The sequence below is a fragment of the Faecalibacterium prausnitzii genome (assembly GCF_003287495.1).
GTDB classification, from domain to species: domain Bacteria; phylum Bacillota; class Clostridia; order Oscillospirales; family Ruminococcaceae; genus Faecalibacterium; species Faecalibacterium prausnitzii_I.
On record NZ_PRLE01000003.1, the window covers coordinates 337,548 to 353,460 of the forward strand.

The 15,913-nt window shown below is 58.6% G+C and carries 11 protein-coding genes; 5 read left to right on the forward strand and 6 right to left on the reverse strand.

What is annotated here, in order from left to right:
* Positions 1 to 23: 23 nt before the first annotated feature.
* Positions 24 to 1,313 (forward strand): D-alanyl-D-alanine carboxypeptidase family protein, encoded by a 1,290-nt coding sequence (locus C4N22_RS07535; RefSeq protein ID WP_112148519.1) that lies wholly within the window; start codon positions 24 to 26, stop codon positions 1,311 to 1,313.
* Positions 1,314 to 1,368: 55 nt separating this feature from the next.
* Here the strand turns inward: C4N22_RS07535 and C4N22_RS07540 are convergent, their stop codons facing one another.
* Together C4N22_RS07540 and C4N22_RS07545 are read right to left on the reverse strand one after the other, a co-directional pair.
* The gene (locus tag C4N22_RS07540) at positions 1,369 to 2,334 is read right to left on the reverse strand and encodes a hypothetical protein (protein WP_022257518.1); all 966 of its coding nucleotides are present in this window, start codon (positions 2,332 to 2,334) and stop codon (positions 1,369 to 1,371) included.
* Positions 2,331 to 2,969 (reverse strand): rhomboid family intramembrane serine protease, encoded by a 639-nt coding sequence (locus tag C4N22_RS07545; protein ID WP_022257519.1) that lies wholly within the window; start codon positions 2,967 to 2,969, stop codon positions 2,331 to 2,333. The genes C4N22_RS07540 and C4N22_RS07545 overlap by 4 nt, the downstream gene beginning before the upstream one ends.
* 309 nt (positions 2,970 to 3,278) lie before the next feature.
* Here C4N22_RS07545 and C4N22_RS07550 point away from each other — a divergent pair, with 309 nt between their 5' ends.
* Positions 3,279 to 3,524 (forward strand): hypothetical protein, encoded by a 246-nt coding sequence (locus C4N22_RS07550; RefSeq protein WP_112148520.1) that lies wholly within the window; start codon positions 3,279 to 3,281, stop codon positions 3,522 to 3,524.
* Between the two features lie 3 nt (positions 3,525 to 3,527).
* Here the strand turns inward: C4N22_RS07550 and mgtE are convergent, their stop codons facing one another.
* Together mgtE and nifJ are read right to left on the reverse strand one after the other, a co-directional pair.
* Positions 3,528 to 5,099 carry a magnesium transporter gene (gene mgtE / locus C4N22_RS07555; RefSeq protein WP_112148521.1) on the reverse strand — a complete coding sequence of 524 codons (1,572 nt, stop codon included), beginning with the start codon at positions 5,097 to 5,099 and terminating at the stop codon, positions 3,528 to 3,530.
* 1,003 nt (positions 5,100 to 6,102) lie between these two features.
* Positions 6,103 to 9,648, reverse strand: coding sequence for a pyruvate:ferredoxin (flavodoxin) oxidoreductase (gene nifJ, locus C4N22_RS07565; RefSeq protein WP_112148523.1), 3,546 nt, complete (start codon positions 9,646 to 9,648; stop codon positions 6,103 to 6,105).
* A 345-nt stretch (positions 9,649 to 9,993) separates the two neighbouring features.
* On the opposite strand from nifJ, the gene C4N22_RS07575 reads away from it, so the two are divergent.
* From C4N22_RS07575 to C4N22_RS07585, 3 genes are all read left to right on the forward strand, one after another.
* Complete coding sequence (locus C4N22_RS07575; protein ID WP_112148524.1) at positions 9,994 to 10,548, forward strand: NUDIX domain-containing protein; 555 nt, start codon at positions 9,994 to 9,996, stop codon at positions 10,546 to 10,548.
* Complete coding sequence (locus C4N22_RS07580; RefSeq protein ID WP_242980981.1) at positions 10,545 to 11,252, forward strand: RluA family pseudouridine synthase; 708 nt, start codon at positions 10,545 to 10,547, stop codon at positions 11,250 to 11,252. Before C4N22_RS07575 ends, C4N22_RS07580 begins: the two co-directional genes overlap by 4 nt.
* Before the next feature lie 130 nt (positions 11,253 to 11,382).
* On the forward strand, positions 11,383 to 12,060 hold the full coding sequence (locus C4N22_RS07585; protein WP_112116191.1) for a GntR family transcriptional regulator: 678 nt from the start codon (positions 11,383 to 11,385) through the stop codon (positions 12,058 to 12,060).
* An 80-nt stretch (positions 12,061 to 12,140) separates the two neighbouring features.
* Here the strand turns inward: C4N22_RS07585 and C4N22_RS07590 are convergent, their stop codons facing one another.
* Both C4N22_RS07590 and gyrA read right to left on the reverse strand, forming a co-directional pair.
* Complete coding sequence (locus C4N22_RS07590; RefSeq protein WP_112148525.1) at positions 12,141 to 12,725, reverse strand: manganese efflux pump MntP; 585 nt, start codon at positions 12,723 to 12,725, stop codon at positions 12,141 to 12,143.
* Between the two features lie 590 nt (positions 12,726 to 13,315).
* Positions 13,316 to 15,895 carry a DNA gyrase subunit A gene (gyrA, locus tag C4N22_RS07595; protein ID WP_112148526.1) on the reverse strand — a complete coding sequence of 860 codons (2,580 nt, stop codon included), beginning with the start codon at positions 15,893 to 15,895 and terminating at the stop codon, positions 13,316 to 13,318.
* Between the last annotated feature and the right edge of the window lie 18 nt (positions 15,896 to 15,913).

Consider the following 15,913-nt stretch of genomic DNA (forward strand, 5'->3'; position numbering starts at 1 on the left):
TGATTCTTTGGGAGGATATGCTCATGCAAACCACATCACTGTTCCGCCGGGCCGCCGCGCTGGCCCTGACCCTTGTGCTGGCCGTCTCGGCCTCACTGGCGGGCTTTGCCACCTACGACATGCCCATCCAGACCGTGAGCGATACCGAGTCGGTCTACCTGTTCAATCTGGACACGGGCAAGCCCATCCTGGACCAGAACGCCGGGCAGTCCCGCTACATTGCCAGCCTGACCAAAATGATGACGGCCCTGCTCTTTTTGGAGAGCGGCAAGGACCTGAACGAGGAGATCACCATTCCCACCAGCCTGACGCAGGAGTTCAAGGACATCCAGAACGCCAACGGCAGCACCATGAACCTCCGCATCGGGGAGACGGTGCGCCGCATGGACCTGCTGTACGGCCTGCTGGTGGCCAGCGCCAACGACGCGGCCAGCGTCATCGCCAGCGATGTCTCCGGCGGCAACCTGCCCGCCTTTGTCTCCATGATGAACCAGAAAGCCCAGGAGCTGGGCTGCACCGGCACCAGCTTTACCTGCGTGCACGGCCTGTATGATTACGGCAATGTCTCCACGGCGGAAGACCTGGCCAAGATCGCCTCCGCCTGCTACGCCAACGAGACTTACATGCAGGTGGCCAACACCCAGAGCTACACTCTGCCCGCCACCAACCTGCATCAGAACGAGCGGGCCATCACCTCCACCAACCTCATGCTCAACCCGGAGTACGCCTATTACCGCGATTACATCCGTGGCATGAAGACCGGCTTCACCACGCTGGCGGGCCGCTGCTTTGTCACCTTTGCGGAGAAAGACGGCCACACCTACGGCCTCGTCGTCCTGGGCTCTGACCTCGATAACATCTACCGCGAGTGCGCGGAAATCCTCGATTGGGCTTTTGCCAGCTTCTCAGACCGCCAGCTGACCGACACCCAGACGGTGCTGACCACGGTGCCCCTGACCAAGTGCCGCAGTGAGGAAGCCGTGGAGCTCTACGCCGCCGAGCCTGTCAGCGGCTACGGCCACGCGGACGATCCGATCACTTATTCGTTCGAGGTGCCGGAAAACGTCTCCGCCACCGTGAAAGACAACGCCGTCATCGGCAGTGCCACCGTCTATCTGGACGGCTACGAGATCGGCACCGTGGACCTCGTGACCCATCAGGAATATATCTCGGACTTTCGCACCGACCTCAAAACCACGCTGGAGCTTCTGGCGGCCCTCATCCTCATCTTAGCCGTCCTCAGCTTCGCCACCATGGTCATGGGTGGAGGCTCGCTGAACCTCAGCCGCCGCCGCAAGACCCGCAGAAGATAATTTCTTTGATACAGCAAAAGCTGCCGCAGAAAAACGCGGCAGCTTTTTTGATTTTTCAGAGCGTCCGGAACTTTGCGGCCAGCACCGACAGCGTGATCTTGGGGTTCACCTGCGTGGACAGATGCCAGATGGCCGTATCCGCCAATCCAAGGGCCTTACGGGCCGTTTCGCCCTGCACCGGGGAATGTTTGCTGCCCTGCACGCCGGCGGCCGCGGCGGCCCGGAAATCGGCCAGCAGGGCGGTGGCACCAGCCTTGTCTTTTTCGTATCCCGCCAGCAGCACGGCGGCGGCATAGCTGTCCCGGGCCTGTGCGGCCTTTGCCAGGGTCAGCGCCTGCTCCACCAGGGCCCGGCGGTCTTCGTCCCGGGCCGCCGCAAGCACCGTGCCAATGTGGCCGTCAAACAGCTCGCTGTAGAGGGCGGCGTCCTTTTTCTCCACGCCCCGCGCGGTGCAGTAGCGGGCACAGGCCTCCGGGGAGACCGGGGCCACCGCAAAGCTGATGCAGCGGCTCCGGATGGTGGGCAGCACGCCTGCCAGCGAATCTGCCGTCATGATAAAAAGCACGCCCTCGGGCGGCTCCTCCATCACCTTGAGCAGGGCGTTGGCCGATTCCTCATTCATCCGCTCCACATGGTAGAGCAGGACGGCACGGCCCTCCGCCGAGAGGCTGGTGTTGAAGATCTCGGTCCGCATGGCCTTGACCTGGCTGACGAGATACCGCCCGCCGGAGCCCATGCCCGTAATGGAAATGGCCTCCCGGACGATGCCTGTCTCCACCCGGCCGCTGTCACGGTCGCCGGGCTTGCCCACGGCGCGGCAGCACTCGCCCCGCAGCAGGGCCTCGGCAGGCGCTCCGCCTGCGGGGTAGAGGTAATCGGCCGCCACGCAGCGGGCCGCAAAGCCCGCGCCCAGCCCCTCTTCGCCCACCAGCAGGAGGCTGTGGGTCATCCGGCGGCTGTCCAGCATCATGCGGACGCTCTTTTTCAGCTCCGCGTTGCCCTCGATCCGGTCGATCATCATCGTCTGTTTTTCCTCTTCCACTGCTCCCGGCGGATCCATGCCCGGACACTGCGGGCAGCCTGCGGGCCAAAGAACGCCGCAAAGCCCACCATGCAGAGCAGATAATTCAGCTTGCCCAGCGGGGCAGCCGTCAGGAAGCTGAACACCCAGAGCGCCGCCGCGAACAGGCCAAAATACTTCACCCGCACCGGGATGACGAAAAAGAGCAGCACCTGCACCTCCGGGTAGAGCATGGCAAAGGCCAGCAGGAGAGAGAGGGAGAGACAGTAGGTGTCTGCCCAACCCGTGCACAGGCAGGCCAGCACCGCCCCCAGCATCCCCAGCAGGAGATAGAGGTTAAAGCGGAAATCGCCCCACTCTTTTTCCAGTGCCGTGCCGATGAACCAGGTGAAGTAGATGCCCAAAACCACGCTCAGCGGCCCGCCGCCCGAGAACGGCACAAACATAAACGTGATGACCCGCCAGATCTGGCCCGCCAGCAGAGCGCCACGGTCCAGATTGAGGTAGAACGAAATATACTGGTTGACAAACAGCTCCACTGCATAGACCAGGATCTGACCGCCGATCAGAATGGAGATCAGGTTGGGGATGCAATAGCGGCCAAATTTCCGCTCCAGCTTGGTGATCCAGTTCATAGGCAAACGCCTCCGTGTTTTAAATTTTGCGGCCCGTTTTCTGAGAGCCTTTCTGCACACCATTGTATCATGTTTGCCCACGCCATTCAAGAAAATCCCTGCGAGAGTTTGCGGCAGAGAACGGCCCTGCCGCCCGTTTCTTTCCCGCGTTTTATCCCCACTGGAATCATCTTTTAACTTTTTCCACCGGGTTTTCCACTGGATTTGTGAAAAAGAAGCGGGGTTTCCCACAGTGTTTTCCACTTTTTCCACCGAGTTTTCCACCGTTTTGGAAGCGTTCCGTTATACCTGTTGTATTCTTCCAGGCGGATGCTGGAAGCTTTTGGGGAGAAATGGAGGGATTTTTTCTTTTTTCCAAAAGAAAGTCGAGGGCAAAAATTTATTTTTCGAGGCTTTCCGCACCGGGGTGTTTTCAGCCTCTCCAATCTGGAATTTTTGAGGCGGCAGTTTTCCACAGGGAAGAAAAGCAAAAACGTCCTGTTGAAAAGAGAGGGAAAACTCCGGTTTTACCAAAAAAAAGAAGCTTCGATGAACCCCACCGAAGCTTCTTTTTGAGAATCACATCATATTCCTGAACACCAGCTGTGCGATCTGGAAATACAGGATCAAACTGCACGCATCCACGATGGTGGTGATGAACGGCGTTGCCATAATGGCCGGGTCAGCACCCAGCTTCTTGGCGGCCAGCGGCAGCATACCGCCCACCAGCTTTGCCAGGATGACGCTGAAGAACAGCGACACGCTGACCACAACGGCATAGCCAAGGACATTCTCGTACTGCCCGGCGTACAGGAACGTGTACATCAGGTAGATGCGCAGGCCGTTCACGATGCCCAGCACGGCGCCCACAATGGCGGAAACACGCATCTCCTTGCCCAGCACACGGAGAAAATCGCTGGGCTCCACTTCGCCCAGCGCCAGTCCGCGGACCATCAGGGTGCTGATCTGGTTGCCGCAGTTGCCGGCGGTGTCCATCAGCATGGGCATGAACGAGACCAACAGGGGCAGACTGACGAATGCTTCCTCATAATGGGTGGTGACCATGCCGGTAAAGGTTGCCGAAAGCATCAAAATCAGCAGCCAGGGGATACGCTGCTTGGCGTGGGTCCAGACGCTGGTACCAAAATAAGTCGTGGCATCGTCGTCCGGCAGAATAGCCGCCATCTTCTGCATATCCTCGGTGGACTCGTCGGTCAGGACATCGATTGCATCGTCGATGGTGATGATACCCACGAACATCCCCTCGTTGTCCACAACGGGCATGGCGGTAAAGTCGTAGCGCTGCATCTCACGGGCCACATACTCCTGGTCATCCGTGACTTTCACCGTGACCACGTTGTCGTCCATGATCTCGGTCACCGGGGTTTTGGGTTCTGCCAGCAGCAGGCTGCGGGCAGACACAACGCCCAGCAGACGGTTCCGCTCGACGACATAGCAGGTGTAAACGGTCTCGGCGCTCTCGCCCTGGGTGCGGATGGCTCCAAAGGCGTCGTTCACGGTCATATCCTTGCGCAGGCGGACATATTCCGGCGTCATCAGGCTGCCGGCGGAGCTCTCGGGGTAGTTCAGCAGCTTGTTCAGGCTCTCACGGGTCTGCTTGGAGGATTTCTCCAGCACCCGCTTGACCACGCCGGCCGGCATATCTTCCAGCAGGTCCGCGGCATCGTCCAGGCTCATCTCTTCAATGGCGCTGACCAGTTCCACATCCGAGAAGGCGTTGACCAGATCGTCACGGGCCTCATCGGACATATAGGCGAACGCCTCGGTCGCCACCTCTTTTTTCAGCAGGCGGAACACCACCAGACGGTTGTTCTCATCCAGCTCTTCCAGCAGTTCTGCCAGGTCGGCGGGCTGCTCTTCCTCCGTCACTTCGCGCAGCTTGACGTACTGCTTTTTCACCAGCAGCTTGAGCAGGCGGCTCTTGGTCAGCATCTCGGGGTCAGCCTTGACCTCCTCGTCGTTGGCCTCCTCTTTTTCCGCCTCCCGGATGTCCTGCTTGAGGTCTTCGGTGGCCTCTTCGTTCAGGTCTTCGGCCAGCTTCTGGCGCACCTCCGCGGGGATATCCGCGGGCAGCTCCTGCACCGGGAGGGATGCTTCCCCCTCCGGAACCGCTTTTTTCTTTTCTTCCATGTTTGCTCCTCCTCTCGTGTTCCAAGGCTGGGGAGGATGCAGCAAACCGCATCACAAAAGCGCCGCTCTGGTGCACTGCCGCGCGTAAAAACACGGATCATGCGCACAAAGCCGCGCCCTTTTGCTCCGGAAGCTTCCGCTTACACGGGGTTCCGGCCCAAAAAGGCGAACGCAGCTGTTTTTGTTCTCCGATCTGCCGCATCGTTCCATCGTCTTCGACTATGATCCGGGTCCATTGTTCTGCGTTCACCTCCTGGGGCTGCTAAAAAACTTAACTTACAGATTTATTATAGCGCCGTAAAAAAGCAGGGTCAACCCTAAAAGCGCCGAATTATAAAACGGAAATCCTGTACCAAAAAGCAAAACGCCCTTTCCAGCGCTTGCGGTACACTGGAAAAGGCGTTCTGTTTTTGGATATTGCCTTGGTGAGGAGGAATCATGTACAAGGAATCGGTTGCGGCCCCGGTTCCTTATGACAGCAGTATAGCAGGTTTCACATTTGATTTCATGAAGAAGCTATGAAAAAACTGTAAAAAGCGTCTTGCACACTATTTTTCACATTTTTATCGCATTTTCGCACAAAAATACGCCCCATTCACTGTTGCCAGTGGATGGGGCGCTAAAAACGCAATTGTTTTTACTGCGGCAAGATGCCTGTTTTCACAGGTCTTATGCAGCAGGCGGAACAAGGTATCTGCAAGCAGACCTTATGCTCCTGACACACGCGGGGTGTGCTTTCAAGGACCCTCGCGGGCGCTTTGGTATTTCAGACATCCTGCCCTGCACCCTGTTCGCGTACAGCGTGCAGGCGGATGGTTTGAAATCAGATGCTTTGCGACGAACAAAGCGTGCTCGAGTTTGTACTCAAAATCAAAAGCCGTTTATGCTCAGAGGTTCACAGTTTCGCACTGCTGCGTTGCGCAGTAACCGCCAGTACGGAGCCGCCGCCTTTCGGACTGAGGGGCCGCTGCAAAAGCTTTGAGCAGGCAGTCCGGCAGAAAGATTACTTGTACAGATCGACCAGGCGAGTCAGGTGCTCGTAACGGTCGTTTGCAACCTGCTGGTTGCGCTCGAACAGGGTCTTTGCACGATCGGGGAATGCACGAGTCAGGCGGCTGTAACGGGTCTCGTTTGCCAGCAGTGCCTGATACTTCTCGTTGTCCACAGCCTTGGAGGTCAGAGTGAACGGGTTCTTGCCCTGAGCCTTGTTGGCCGGGTTGAAGGTGAACAGGTTCCAGTAACCAGCCTCAACTGCCTTCTTCATCTCGTTCTGGCAGTTGGTCATGCCGCCCTTAACACCGTGCAGCTCGCAGGGAGCGTAGCCGATGATCAGAGAGGGGCCGGGATATGCCTCAGCCTCTGCGATAGCCTTGACAGCCTGGTTCATGTTAGCGCCCAGAGCGATCTGAGCAACATAGATGTAACCATAGGTCATTGCGATCTCAGACAGGCTCTTCTTGCTGATTTCCTTACCAGCAGCAGCGAACTGGCAGACCTCACCAATGTTGGAAGCCTTGGATGCCTGTCCACCGGTGTTGGAGTACATCTCAGTATCGAAGACCATGACGTTGACATCCTCGCCGGAAGCCAGGACGTGGTCCAGACCGCCGAAGCCGATGTCGTATGCCCAGCCGTCACCACCGAAGATCCAGACGGACTTCTTGGCGATGAACTCCTTGCTCTTCAGGATCTCAGCGGACTCGGCGCAGCCAGCGGCAGCAGCCTTCTCCAGCTCAGCGATCAGAGCCTTAGCGGGGGCATCGTTCGCCTTGGTGTTGTTCTTGGTTGCCATGAACTCGTCAAAGGCAGCCTTCAGCTCAGCAGAAGCCTTGTCAGAACCAGCGACCTCAGCGATGCGCTTGATCAGGTTCTCACGGACGGTCTTCTGGCCGAGGTACAGGCCCAGGCCGTGCTCAGCGTTATCCTCGAACAGGGAGTTGCACCATGCAGGACCATGGCCGCTGTCCTTGTTGACGGTGTACGGAGAGATGGAAGCGGTACCGCCCCAGATAGAGGAGCAGCCGGTAGCGTTGGAGATGTACATCTTCTCACCAAACAGCTGGGTGATCAGACGTGCATAAGAAGTCTCGGCACAGCCTGCGCAGGAGCCAGAGAACTCCAGCAGCGGCTGGTTGAACTGAGAACCAATGACGGTATCGTCAGCAAACTTGCTGGGCTTCTTGGAGATGTTGGCGACGCAGTAGTCGAAGACTGCCTGCTGGTCTGCCTGGCTCTCCTGAGGAACCATAGCGATAGCCTTGGTGGGGCAGACGGTGACACACTCGCCGCAGCCCATGCAGTCCAGAGGAGACACAGCCATCACAAACTTGTACTCGTTAGCGGGCTTGTTGTCGCGGCTCTTGGTCTGAGCAGGAGCCGCTGCCAGCTCGTCAGCGGTCAGCTGGAACGGACGGATGGTTGCGTGAGAGCACACGAATGCGCACTGGTTGCAGCCAACGCACTTGGAAGCATCCCACTCGGGGACATTGACAGCGGTGCCGCGCTTCTCATATGCAGAAGCACCCTGCTCCCACTCGCCGTTTGCATTTGCGACGAAAGAGGAGACAGGCAGGCTGTCGCCATCCATACGAGCGATGGGCTCCATGACGTCGCGGATCTGCTTGACCAGATCTGCACGGCCACTCAGAGCCTTGGGAGCGGGATCGGCCTCGGGGTTGGACCAGGAAGCGGGGACGTCAACCTTGTGGATTGCGTCAACACCAGCATCGATCGCCTTCCAGTTCATCTCAACGACGTCCTGGCCCTTCTTGCCGTAGCTCTTCTGAGCTGCCTGCTTCATGAAGTTGACAGCGTCCTCGATGGGCATAACGTCAGCCAGCTTGAAGAAAGCGGACTGCAGGATGGTATTGGTGCGCTTGCCCATACCGATCTCGATTGCCTTATCGATTGCGTTGATGGTGTACAGCTGAATGTTGTTGTCAGCAATGTACTTCTTGGCCTCAGCGTTCAGGTGCTGGCCCAGCTCCTCATCGTTCCACTGGCAGTTGATCATGAACACGCCGCCGGGCTTGACATCCTGGACCATCTTCATGCCCATGTGGATGTAAGCGGGGTTGTGGCAGGCCACGAAGTCAGCCTGGTTGATGTAGTAGGGGCTGCGGATGGGCTTGTCGCCGAAACGCAGGTGGCTGATGGTCACGCCGCCAGTCTTCTTGGAGTCATACTGGAAGTATGCCTGAACATACTTATCCGTGTGGTCGCCAATGATCTTGACGGAGTTCTTGTTCGCACCGACAGTACCGTCGCCGCCCAGACCCCAGAACTTGCACTCCTTGGTGCCAGCAGCTGCGGTGATGGGAGCGGGCTTGACTTCCGGCAGAGACAGGAACGTGACATCATCGGTGATGCCGAGGGTGAAGCGCTCCTTGGGAGCATCCTTCTCCAGCTCTTTGAACAGAGCGAAGATGGAGGACGGGGGAGTGTCCTTGCTGCCCAGACCGTAACGGCCGCCGGTCAGGATGACATCATTCTTGCCAGCCTCACGCAGGGTAGCTGCGACATCCAGGTACAGGGGCTCGCCCAGAGAGCCGGGCTCCTTGGTGCGGTCCAGAACTGCGACCTTCTTAGCGGTAGCAGGCAGGACCTTCAGCAGAGCGGAGGACACCCAGGGACGATACAGGCGGACCTTGATGATACCGACCTTCTCGCCCTTAGCGTTCAGGTAGTCGATGACCTCGTCTGCGACATCGCAGACGGAGCCCATGGCCACGATCACGCGGTCAGCATCGGGTGCGCCGTAGTAGTTGAACAGGTCGTAGTTGGTGCCCAGCTTCTCGTTGATCTTGCCCATGTACTTCTCGACCACTGCGGGCAGAGCGTTGTACACGGAGTTGCAAGCTTCACGATGCTGGAAGAACACGTCGCCGTTCTCGTGAGAGCCGCGCATCTTGGGGTGCTCGGGGTTCAGAGCCTTGGCACGGAACTCCTCAACAGCCTTCATGTTGCACATTTCTTTCAGATCGGCGTAGTCCCACTTCTCGATCTTCTGGTACTCATGAGAAGTACGGAAGCCATCGAAGAAGTTCAGGAACGGAACCTTGCCCTCGATTGCTGCCAGGTGGGCAACAGGGGACAGGTCCATGACTTCCTGGACGCTGCTCTCGACCAGCATTGCGAAGCCGGTCTGGCGGCATGCCATAACGTCGCTGTGATCACCGAAGATGTTCAGGGACTGGGTAGCAACGGTACGTGCAGAAACATCAAACACGCAGGGCAGCTGCTCCGCAGCGATCTTGTACATGTTGGGGATCATCAGCAGCAGGCCCTGAGATGCGGTGAAGGTGGTGGTAACAGCACCTGCACCCAGAGAGCCGTGCACAGCGCCTGCAGCGCCGGCCTCGGACTCCATCTCGACGACCTTGACCTGGTTGCCGAAAATGTTCTTCTGGCCAGCTGCGGACCACTGGTCCACGGAGTCAGCCATCGGAGAAGACGGGGTAATGGGGTAGATAGCAGCCACGTCCGTGTAGGCATATGCTACATGGGCAGCAGCGGTATTGCCATCCATGGTTTGCTTTGCTCTAGGCATTTTTCTTCCTCCATTGTTCAGAATTTGGTACCTTTTGCGCGGGGCAATTGCGCCCCGGCGGGGCCGGAGAACCCCAGAAAGGCACTATTGCTCATATATTATATTAGCAAATTCCGTCCCAGAAGTAAATGCAAACCAGCTGGCAAAACACAACAAAAATTCAAGATTTTTTTTGGTTGTTTTTGATGGATGTGTCCTTTGTGGAATCCAGCAGACTGACATGCTAACGTTTTATTAAGATAACCCCGTGGTTTCTGAACAAATTCTTAATTTTGGAATTGACAAGCCCGTGGCAGTTGCCGTAAACTGGACACAGACTACCATGGAAACGGAGAGGAAAAAGCAATGGATTCTGCGGTACATTATGAGAAAACACTTTCCAGTGAAGTGATTTTTGAGGGCCGGGTCATCACCCTGACCAACGATGTGGCCCTGCTGGAAAACGGCGAGACCGCCGGCCGGGAGGTGGTGCACCACCACGGCGGTGCCTGCATCCTGCCCTACTTTGAGGATGGCACCATCTGCATGGTGCGGCAGTTCCGCTACGCCATGCAGCAGGAGCTGTGGGAGCTGCCCGCCGGCAAGCTGGAAAAAGGGGAGGACCCGTTCCTCGCCGCCCAGCGGGAGCTGGAAGAAGAGTGCGGCCTGACCGCCGACCACTACACCTCTCTGGGCCAGTTTTACCCCACCGTGGGCTATGACACGGAGATCATTTATATGTGGGTGGCAACAGGCCTCCACAAAACGCAGATGCACCTGGACGATGACGAATTCCTGACGCCGGACCGCGTCCCGCTGCAAAAGGCTTACGAAATGGTCATGAGCGGGGAGATCAAGGACGGCAAGACCATTGCAGGCGTGCTCAAGCTCAAGGCCCTGCTGGATGAGGGCAAGCTGTGAGTTTTATCATCTATGAAGACGATGCCCTTGTAGTGCTGGACAAGCCCGCCGGGTGCTCCAGCGAAGAGGGCGTGCCTCAGCGGCTCCGGGAGCAATGGGGGAAGCCGGACGCTTACGTCGGCGTCATCCACCGTCTGGACACCGGCGTCTCGGGCCTGATGGTCTATGCAAAGACCCCGCAGGCGGCAGCGGCCCTGAGCCGTCAGGTAACGCGGAGCCAGGAGGCCTATGCCGTGCAGGATGGCCGGGCCGAGGGGACACCCGCCGCTCCCCGTTTTATCAAACAGTACCGGGCTGTGATTGCAGGCGGCCCGGACGAAGCGCTCCCCGCTGAGGGTACGTTGCGGGATCACCTGTTCAAGGACAGCCGGAAAGGCCGGGTCTTCCCGGTCAGCCGCCCCCGCAAGGGTGTGAAAGAAGCTGTACTGGAGTATCGCATTGCGGCCACGGCAGAAGATGGAGCGTTCAGTCTGGCGGACATCACCCTCCACACCGGGCGGACCCATCAGATCCGGGTGCAGTTTGCCTCCCGGAAGCATCCGCTCTGGGGCGATGGCAAGTACGGCAGCCGCGCCAAGGGGGCCATCGCCCTGCAGAGCGCCCGGCTGCAGTTCTTCCACCCGGTGAGCGGAGAGAAGATGGAATTCGCGTTGGCCATGCCAGCAGGGGAACCGTGGGATTTGTTCAGAGCGCTGTCCCGGTAACACCTCTCAGTCTGCTTCGCAGCCAGCTCCCCTTGAAAGGGGAGCCCTTGGCATATCGGGTAATTTTTTCTTATCGCCTGCGGCTCCAAAGCAGCCGGGCCCTGCTGTTTTGATTAGAGGGATCATTACTATGGAACAATACAAAACTGATGCTGAAATTTACGAGGTGCTGGAGCGGGAGATCATTGACCTGACCATCCGGCCGGGCAGCTCCCTGAGCGAGAACCCGCTCTGCGCCCGCTTTGGGGCCCCCCGCACCCTCATCCGGGTGGTGCTGCAAAAATTGCAGGAAAAGGGGCTGGTGAAGATCGTGCCGTACAAGGGCACTACCGTTACCCGGCTCAACCGGGAGATCGTGGATGAGCTCATCTATGAGCGCACCGCCGTGGAGGCCCGGGTGCTGCGGGATTTCGCGCCCCACTGCACGCCGGAACAGCGGGCTCTCATCCGCCGCCGGGCCGACGCCTACGCGGCCCTGGCCCAGGCCGAAACGCCGGACTATAACCGTCTGTACGAGGCAGACCGCCTGCTCCATGAGACCTGGTTTGCCGCCATGGGCAAAATGTACCTCTTTCGCACGCTGCAGAACGCTCACGCCGATTACAGCCGCTTCCGGATGCTGGACACCATCACCAGCGGCGGGCTGGCGGAGGTCATCGCGGACCACCAGAACCTGATCGACGCCATTGAGCGGTGCGACCTGGCCGCCTTTGAGCCGCTGGTGGAGCGCCATCTCTACGGCGGCATCCGCCGCCTGGGCTCCCGGCTCACGGAAGAATACGCCGATTATTTTGAGCCGGAAAAATAATGCAGAAATTGTTCCACGGGGAACATCATCAAAAGGAGTCCTGTGCGTTCAACCGCACAGGACTCCTTTTGTATCTGTATTTAGCCGAACACGCCCGAAATAAAAATCTCCAACCCAATGCCGATGAGGATAACACCACCCAGGATGGAGGCTTTGCCGGAGAGTTCGGTGCCAAACTTTTTGCCAAGGCTCAAACCTGCCTCACAGAGGAAGAACGTGACCGCTGCCACGATGAGGGAACAGACCAGTGCCATCAGCCAGCCGTACTCCGAGATGGTGAAGCCGACGGAAAGAGCGTCGATACTGGTGGCCACGCCCTGCATAAAGAGAGCACCGGCGCTCAGCTCGGCGGTTTCCTCGGCTTCCTCGCCCTTGATGCCCTCCAGAAGCATCTTGCCGCCGATATAGCCCAGCAGGGCCAGCGCGATCCAGGGGATAAACTTTTCAAAGGCCGAGAATAACTCCACGATGGTGTGGACGCAGAGCCAGCCCGCCATAGGCATAACAGCCTGAAAAACGCCAAAGGTCCCTGCAATGATGGCACCCCGGCGGCGGGACATGTAGGGGTCATGCAGGCCGTTGGCCAGCGAGACCGAGAATGCATCCATGGCAAGGCCTACGCCCAACAGGGCGCTGTTGAGGAAAAAGACGAAACTCCACTCCATAAAAATTGCCTCCTGAAATTGACCGGAAATCAGTGGTTTTTCTGCGGTTGCTCTCTCCGTCATTGCCGCGCAGTGACAGCTCCCCCAGAGGGGTGAGCGTTGCGAGGAACTTTGGATCGAAAACAAAAACCCGGAATTGGCGCGCAACGTCCAATTCCGGGTCATTTTTTTACAAACTGACTCCATGTGCCGGGCGTTGGTACGCGCGCCAAAACACATGAGTCTCGCAAATGAAAGCAAGCCAGACCGCGACCAAGCGGCCATTGTGTTGACTTGCTGCACTCCTGCAAAGTGCCTGCTACTCCCCCATGGGTATTTGTGATTGTTCGCTCATTTTATCACATTCCCCATGCGAAGTCTAGGCTAACTTCTGCATTCCTCTCTTGGGCTCCCCTGCCAGGACAGACTCCCTCCGGCCGGAGGGAGATGTCGCGCCAGCGACAGAGGGAGGATCGCTGGACGCGCCAGAGCGCGGCCTGAGAGGTTTTATTTTATCGCAATTTTCATAAATAGTGCCTATCAAAACGGCATATTTGCGATATGCAGTTTGCGGATGTTGCTTGTGCGTTAAAAACGCAAACTGCTATAAATCATTCTTCGGCGTTATTTTCTGCTTCCGGCACTTCGGCGGCGGAGGCCTCATCGGCGGCCTCCATGGCGGCCAGCTGCTCCGCGGTGGGCTCATCGCCCTCCTCAGCCTCGATGGTCTCGGTCTGGGCCTCGTCGTCGTGGTCGGTACGGGCCAGCACCATGACCTTGTCGTTCTCGCCCAGACGCATGACCCGGACACCGGAGCCATAGCGGCTCTGGACGGGGATCTCGTTGGCGTGCAGGCGGATGATGATGCCCTCCTGGCTGCTCAGCAGCACGTCGTCCACATCGTCCACGATCTTGACGGCGGCGACTTTGTCCTTGGAGACATCGTAGTTGCGGATGCCCTTGCCGCCGCGCGCGGTAATACGGTAGGTATCGATCTCGGAGCGGCGGCCCTTGCCGTTCTCGGTCACGGTGAGCACCGTGCCGCCTTCGCGGCAGATGCAGACGCCGATGACTTCATCGCCCTCGGCCAGCTTGATGGCCCGGACGCCATGGCCTCCGCGGCCCATGGGGCGGGCGTCCTCTTCATTGAAGCGGATGGCCTGGCCGTTGCGGGTGGCAACGATCAGCATATCGTGGCCGGAGGTCAGGCGGGTCCATGCCAGAGAGTCGCCCTCGTTCAGCGCGATGCCGATGAGGCCGCTCTTGCGGATGTTGGCGTACTGCTCCAGCGGGGTGCGCTTGATGAGGCCCTGCTTGGTGACCATGGTGACGAAACCGCCCTCCTGGTCTGCATCTGTATGCTGGCAGAGCATGTTGGTAACCTTTTCGCCCTCGGCCAGCTGCAGCAGGTTGACAATGTTGGTGCCCTTGCTGGTACGGCTGCCCTCGGCGATGGTATAGCCTTTCTGGCGGAAGAGGCGGCCCTTATCGGTGACAAAGAGGACATAATCGTGGGTGGAGCCGACAAACATCTCCTGCACGATATCTTCTTCCTTGCGGGTCATGCCGGAAATGCCGCGGCCGCCGCGCTTCTGGGCCTGATAGGTGGCCTTGAGCTGGCGCTTGATATAGCCTGCCTCGGTGAGGGTGTAGACACACTGCTCCTCGGCGATGAGGTCTTCGATGTCCACCTCGCCGCTGACGGTCTCGATCTCGGTGCGGCGCTCGTCGCCAAACCGCTTCTTCATCTCCAGCAGCTCGTTCTTGACGATCTCCAGCACCCGGGCGTCGTTGGCCAGGATATCTTCCCAATCCTCGATCTTTGCCTGCAGGGCACCCAGCTCTTCCTCGATCTTTAAAATTTCGAGGCCGGCCAGACGGCCCAGCTGCAGTTTGACGATCGCGTCTGCCTGCGGGTCATCAAAGCCGAACTGCTCCATGATGGCAGCCTTTGCCTCCGACATGCCGCCCTTGCAGGCGCGGATGGTGGCGATCAGCTCATCCACGATGTCGGTAGCCTTTTTCAGGCCCTCCAGGATATGGGCGCGCTCCTTGGCCTTTTTCAGGTCATACTGGGTACGGCGGCGGACGATCTCGTCCTGGAACTCGACGTACTTCTGGATCATCTGCTTCAGGGTCAGGACCTTGGGCACCTTGTGGTCAATGGCCAGCATGATGACACCCACGGTATCCTGCAGCTGGGTATACTGGTACAGCTGGTTCAGCACCACCTGGGGGTTGGCGTCCTTGCGGACGTCAATGACGATCCGCATTCCCTTGCGGTTGGTCTCATCGTTCAGGTCACTGATGCCCTCAATGCGCTTGTCTTTTACGAGGTCCGCAATGTTCTCAATGAGGCGCGCCTTGTTGACCATATAGGGGATCTCGGTGACGATGATCTGGGCGCGGCCGTTCTTCTTTTCCTCAATGGTGGCGCGGCCGCGCAGGGTGATCTTGCCGCGGCCGGTGGCGTAGGCGGCACGGATGCCGCTGCGGCCCATGATAATGCCGGCAGTGGGGAAGTCCGGGCCCTTGATATACTCCATCAGGCCGGGCAGGTCGATGTCCGGGTTGTCGATATAGGCCACACAGCCGTCAATGACCTCGCCCAGGTTGTGGGGCGGGATGTTGGTGGCCATACCAACCGCAATGCCCTGGCTGCCGTTGACCAGCAGGTTGGGGAAGCGGCTGGGCAGGACGCTGGGCTCTTTCTTGGTCTCATCAAAGTTGGGGTCCCAGTCGATGGTGTCCTTGTCGATATCGGTCAGCATCTCCACGGCCATCCGGCTCATGCGGGCCTCGGTGTAACGGTAAGCAGCCGGGGGGTCGCCATCGACCGAACCAAAATTACCCTGGCCATCCACCAGCGGGTAGCGCAGGGAGAAATCCTGTGCCAGACGGACCATTGCGTCGTAGACCGACGCGTCGCCGTGGGGGTGGTAGGAGCCCAGCACGGCACCAACGGTGTCGGCGGACTTGCGGTAGGGGTGGCCGGGATCATTTCCACGCTCATGCATGGTGTAAAGGATGCGGCGGTGGACCGGCTTCAGGCCGTCCCGCACGTCCGGCAGGGCACGGGCCACGATGACCGACATGGAGTAATCCAGAAAGGCTGTCTCGATCTCTTTCTTGACATCCCGAATGATCATCTTGGTACCGCTGCCCGGTATCATCACATAATCTTCTTCCATTTGTTCCTCCGTGGATTT

Excerpts from the sequence above, each read along its gene's own strand:
- C4N22_RS07535 (WP_112148519.1), top strand. The coding sequence starts at position 24 with ATGCAAACCACATCACTGTTCCGCCGGGCCGCCGCGCTGGCCCTGACC.
- C4N22_RS07540 (WP_022257518.1), bottom strand. The coding sequence starts at position 2,334 with ATGATGATCGACCGGATCGAGGGCAACGCGGAGCTGAAAAAGAGCGTC.
- C4N22_RS07545 (WP_022257519.1), bottom strand. The coding sequence starts at position 2,969 with ATGAACTGGATCACCAAGCTGGAGCGGAAATTTGGCCGCTATTGCATC.
- C4N22_RS07550 (WP_112148520.1), top strand. The coding sequence starts at position 3,279 with ATGCTGGAAGCTTTTGGGGAGAAATGGAGGGATTTTTTCTTTTTTCCA.
- mgtE (WP_112148521.1), bottom strand. The coding sequence starts at position 5,099 with ATGGAAGAAAAGAAAAAAGCGGTTCCGGAGGGGGAAGCATCCCTCCCG.
- nifJ (WP_112148523.1), bottom strand. The coding sequence starts at position 9,648 with ATGCCTAGAGCAAAGCAAACCATGGATGGCAATACCGCTGCTGCCCAT.
- C4N22_RS07575 (WP_112148524.1), top strand. The coding sequence starts at position 9,994 with ATGGATTCTGCGGTACATTATGAGAAAACACTTTCCAGTGAAGTGATT.
- C4N22_RS07585 (WP_112116191.1), top strand. The coding sequence starts at position 11,383 with ATGGAACAATACAAAACTGATGCTGAAATTTACGAGGTGCTGGAGCGG.
- C4N22_RS07590 (WP_112148525.1), bottom strand. The coding sequence starts at position 12,725 with ATGGAGTGGAGTTTCGTCTTTTTCCTCAACAGCGCCCTGTTGGGCGTA.
- gyrA (WP_112148526.1), bottom strand. The coding sequence starts at position 15,895 with ATGGAAGAAGATTATGTGATGATACCGGGCAGCGGTACCAAGATGATC.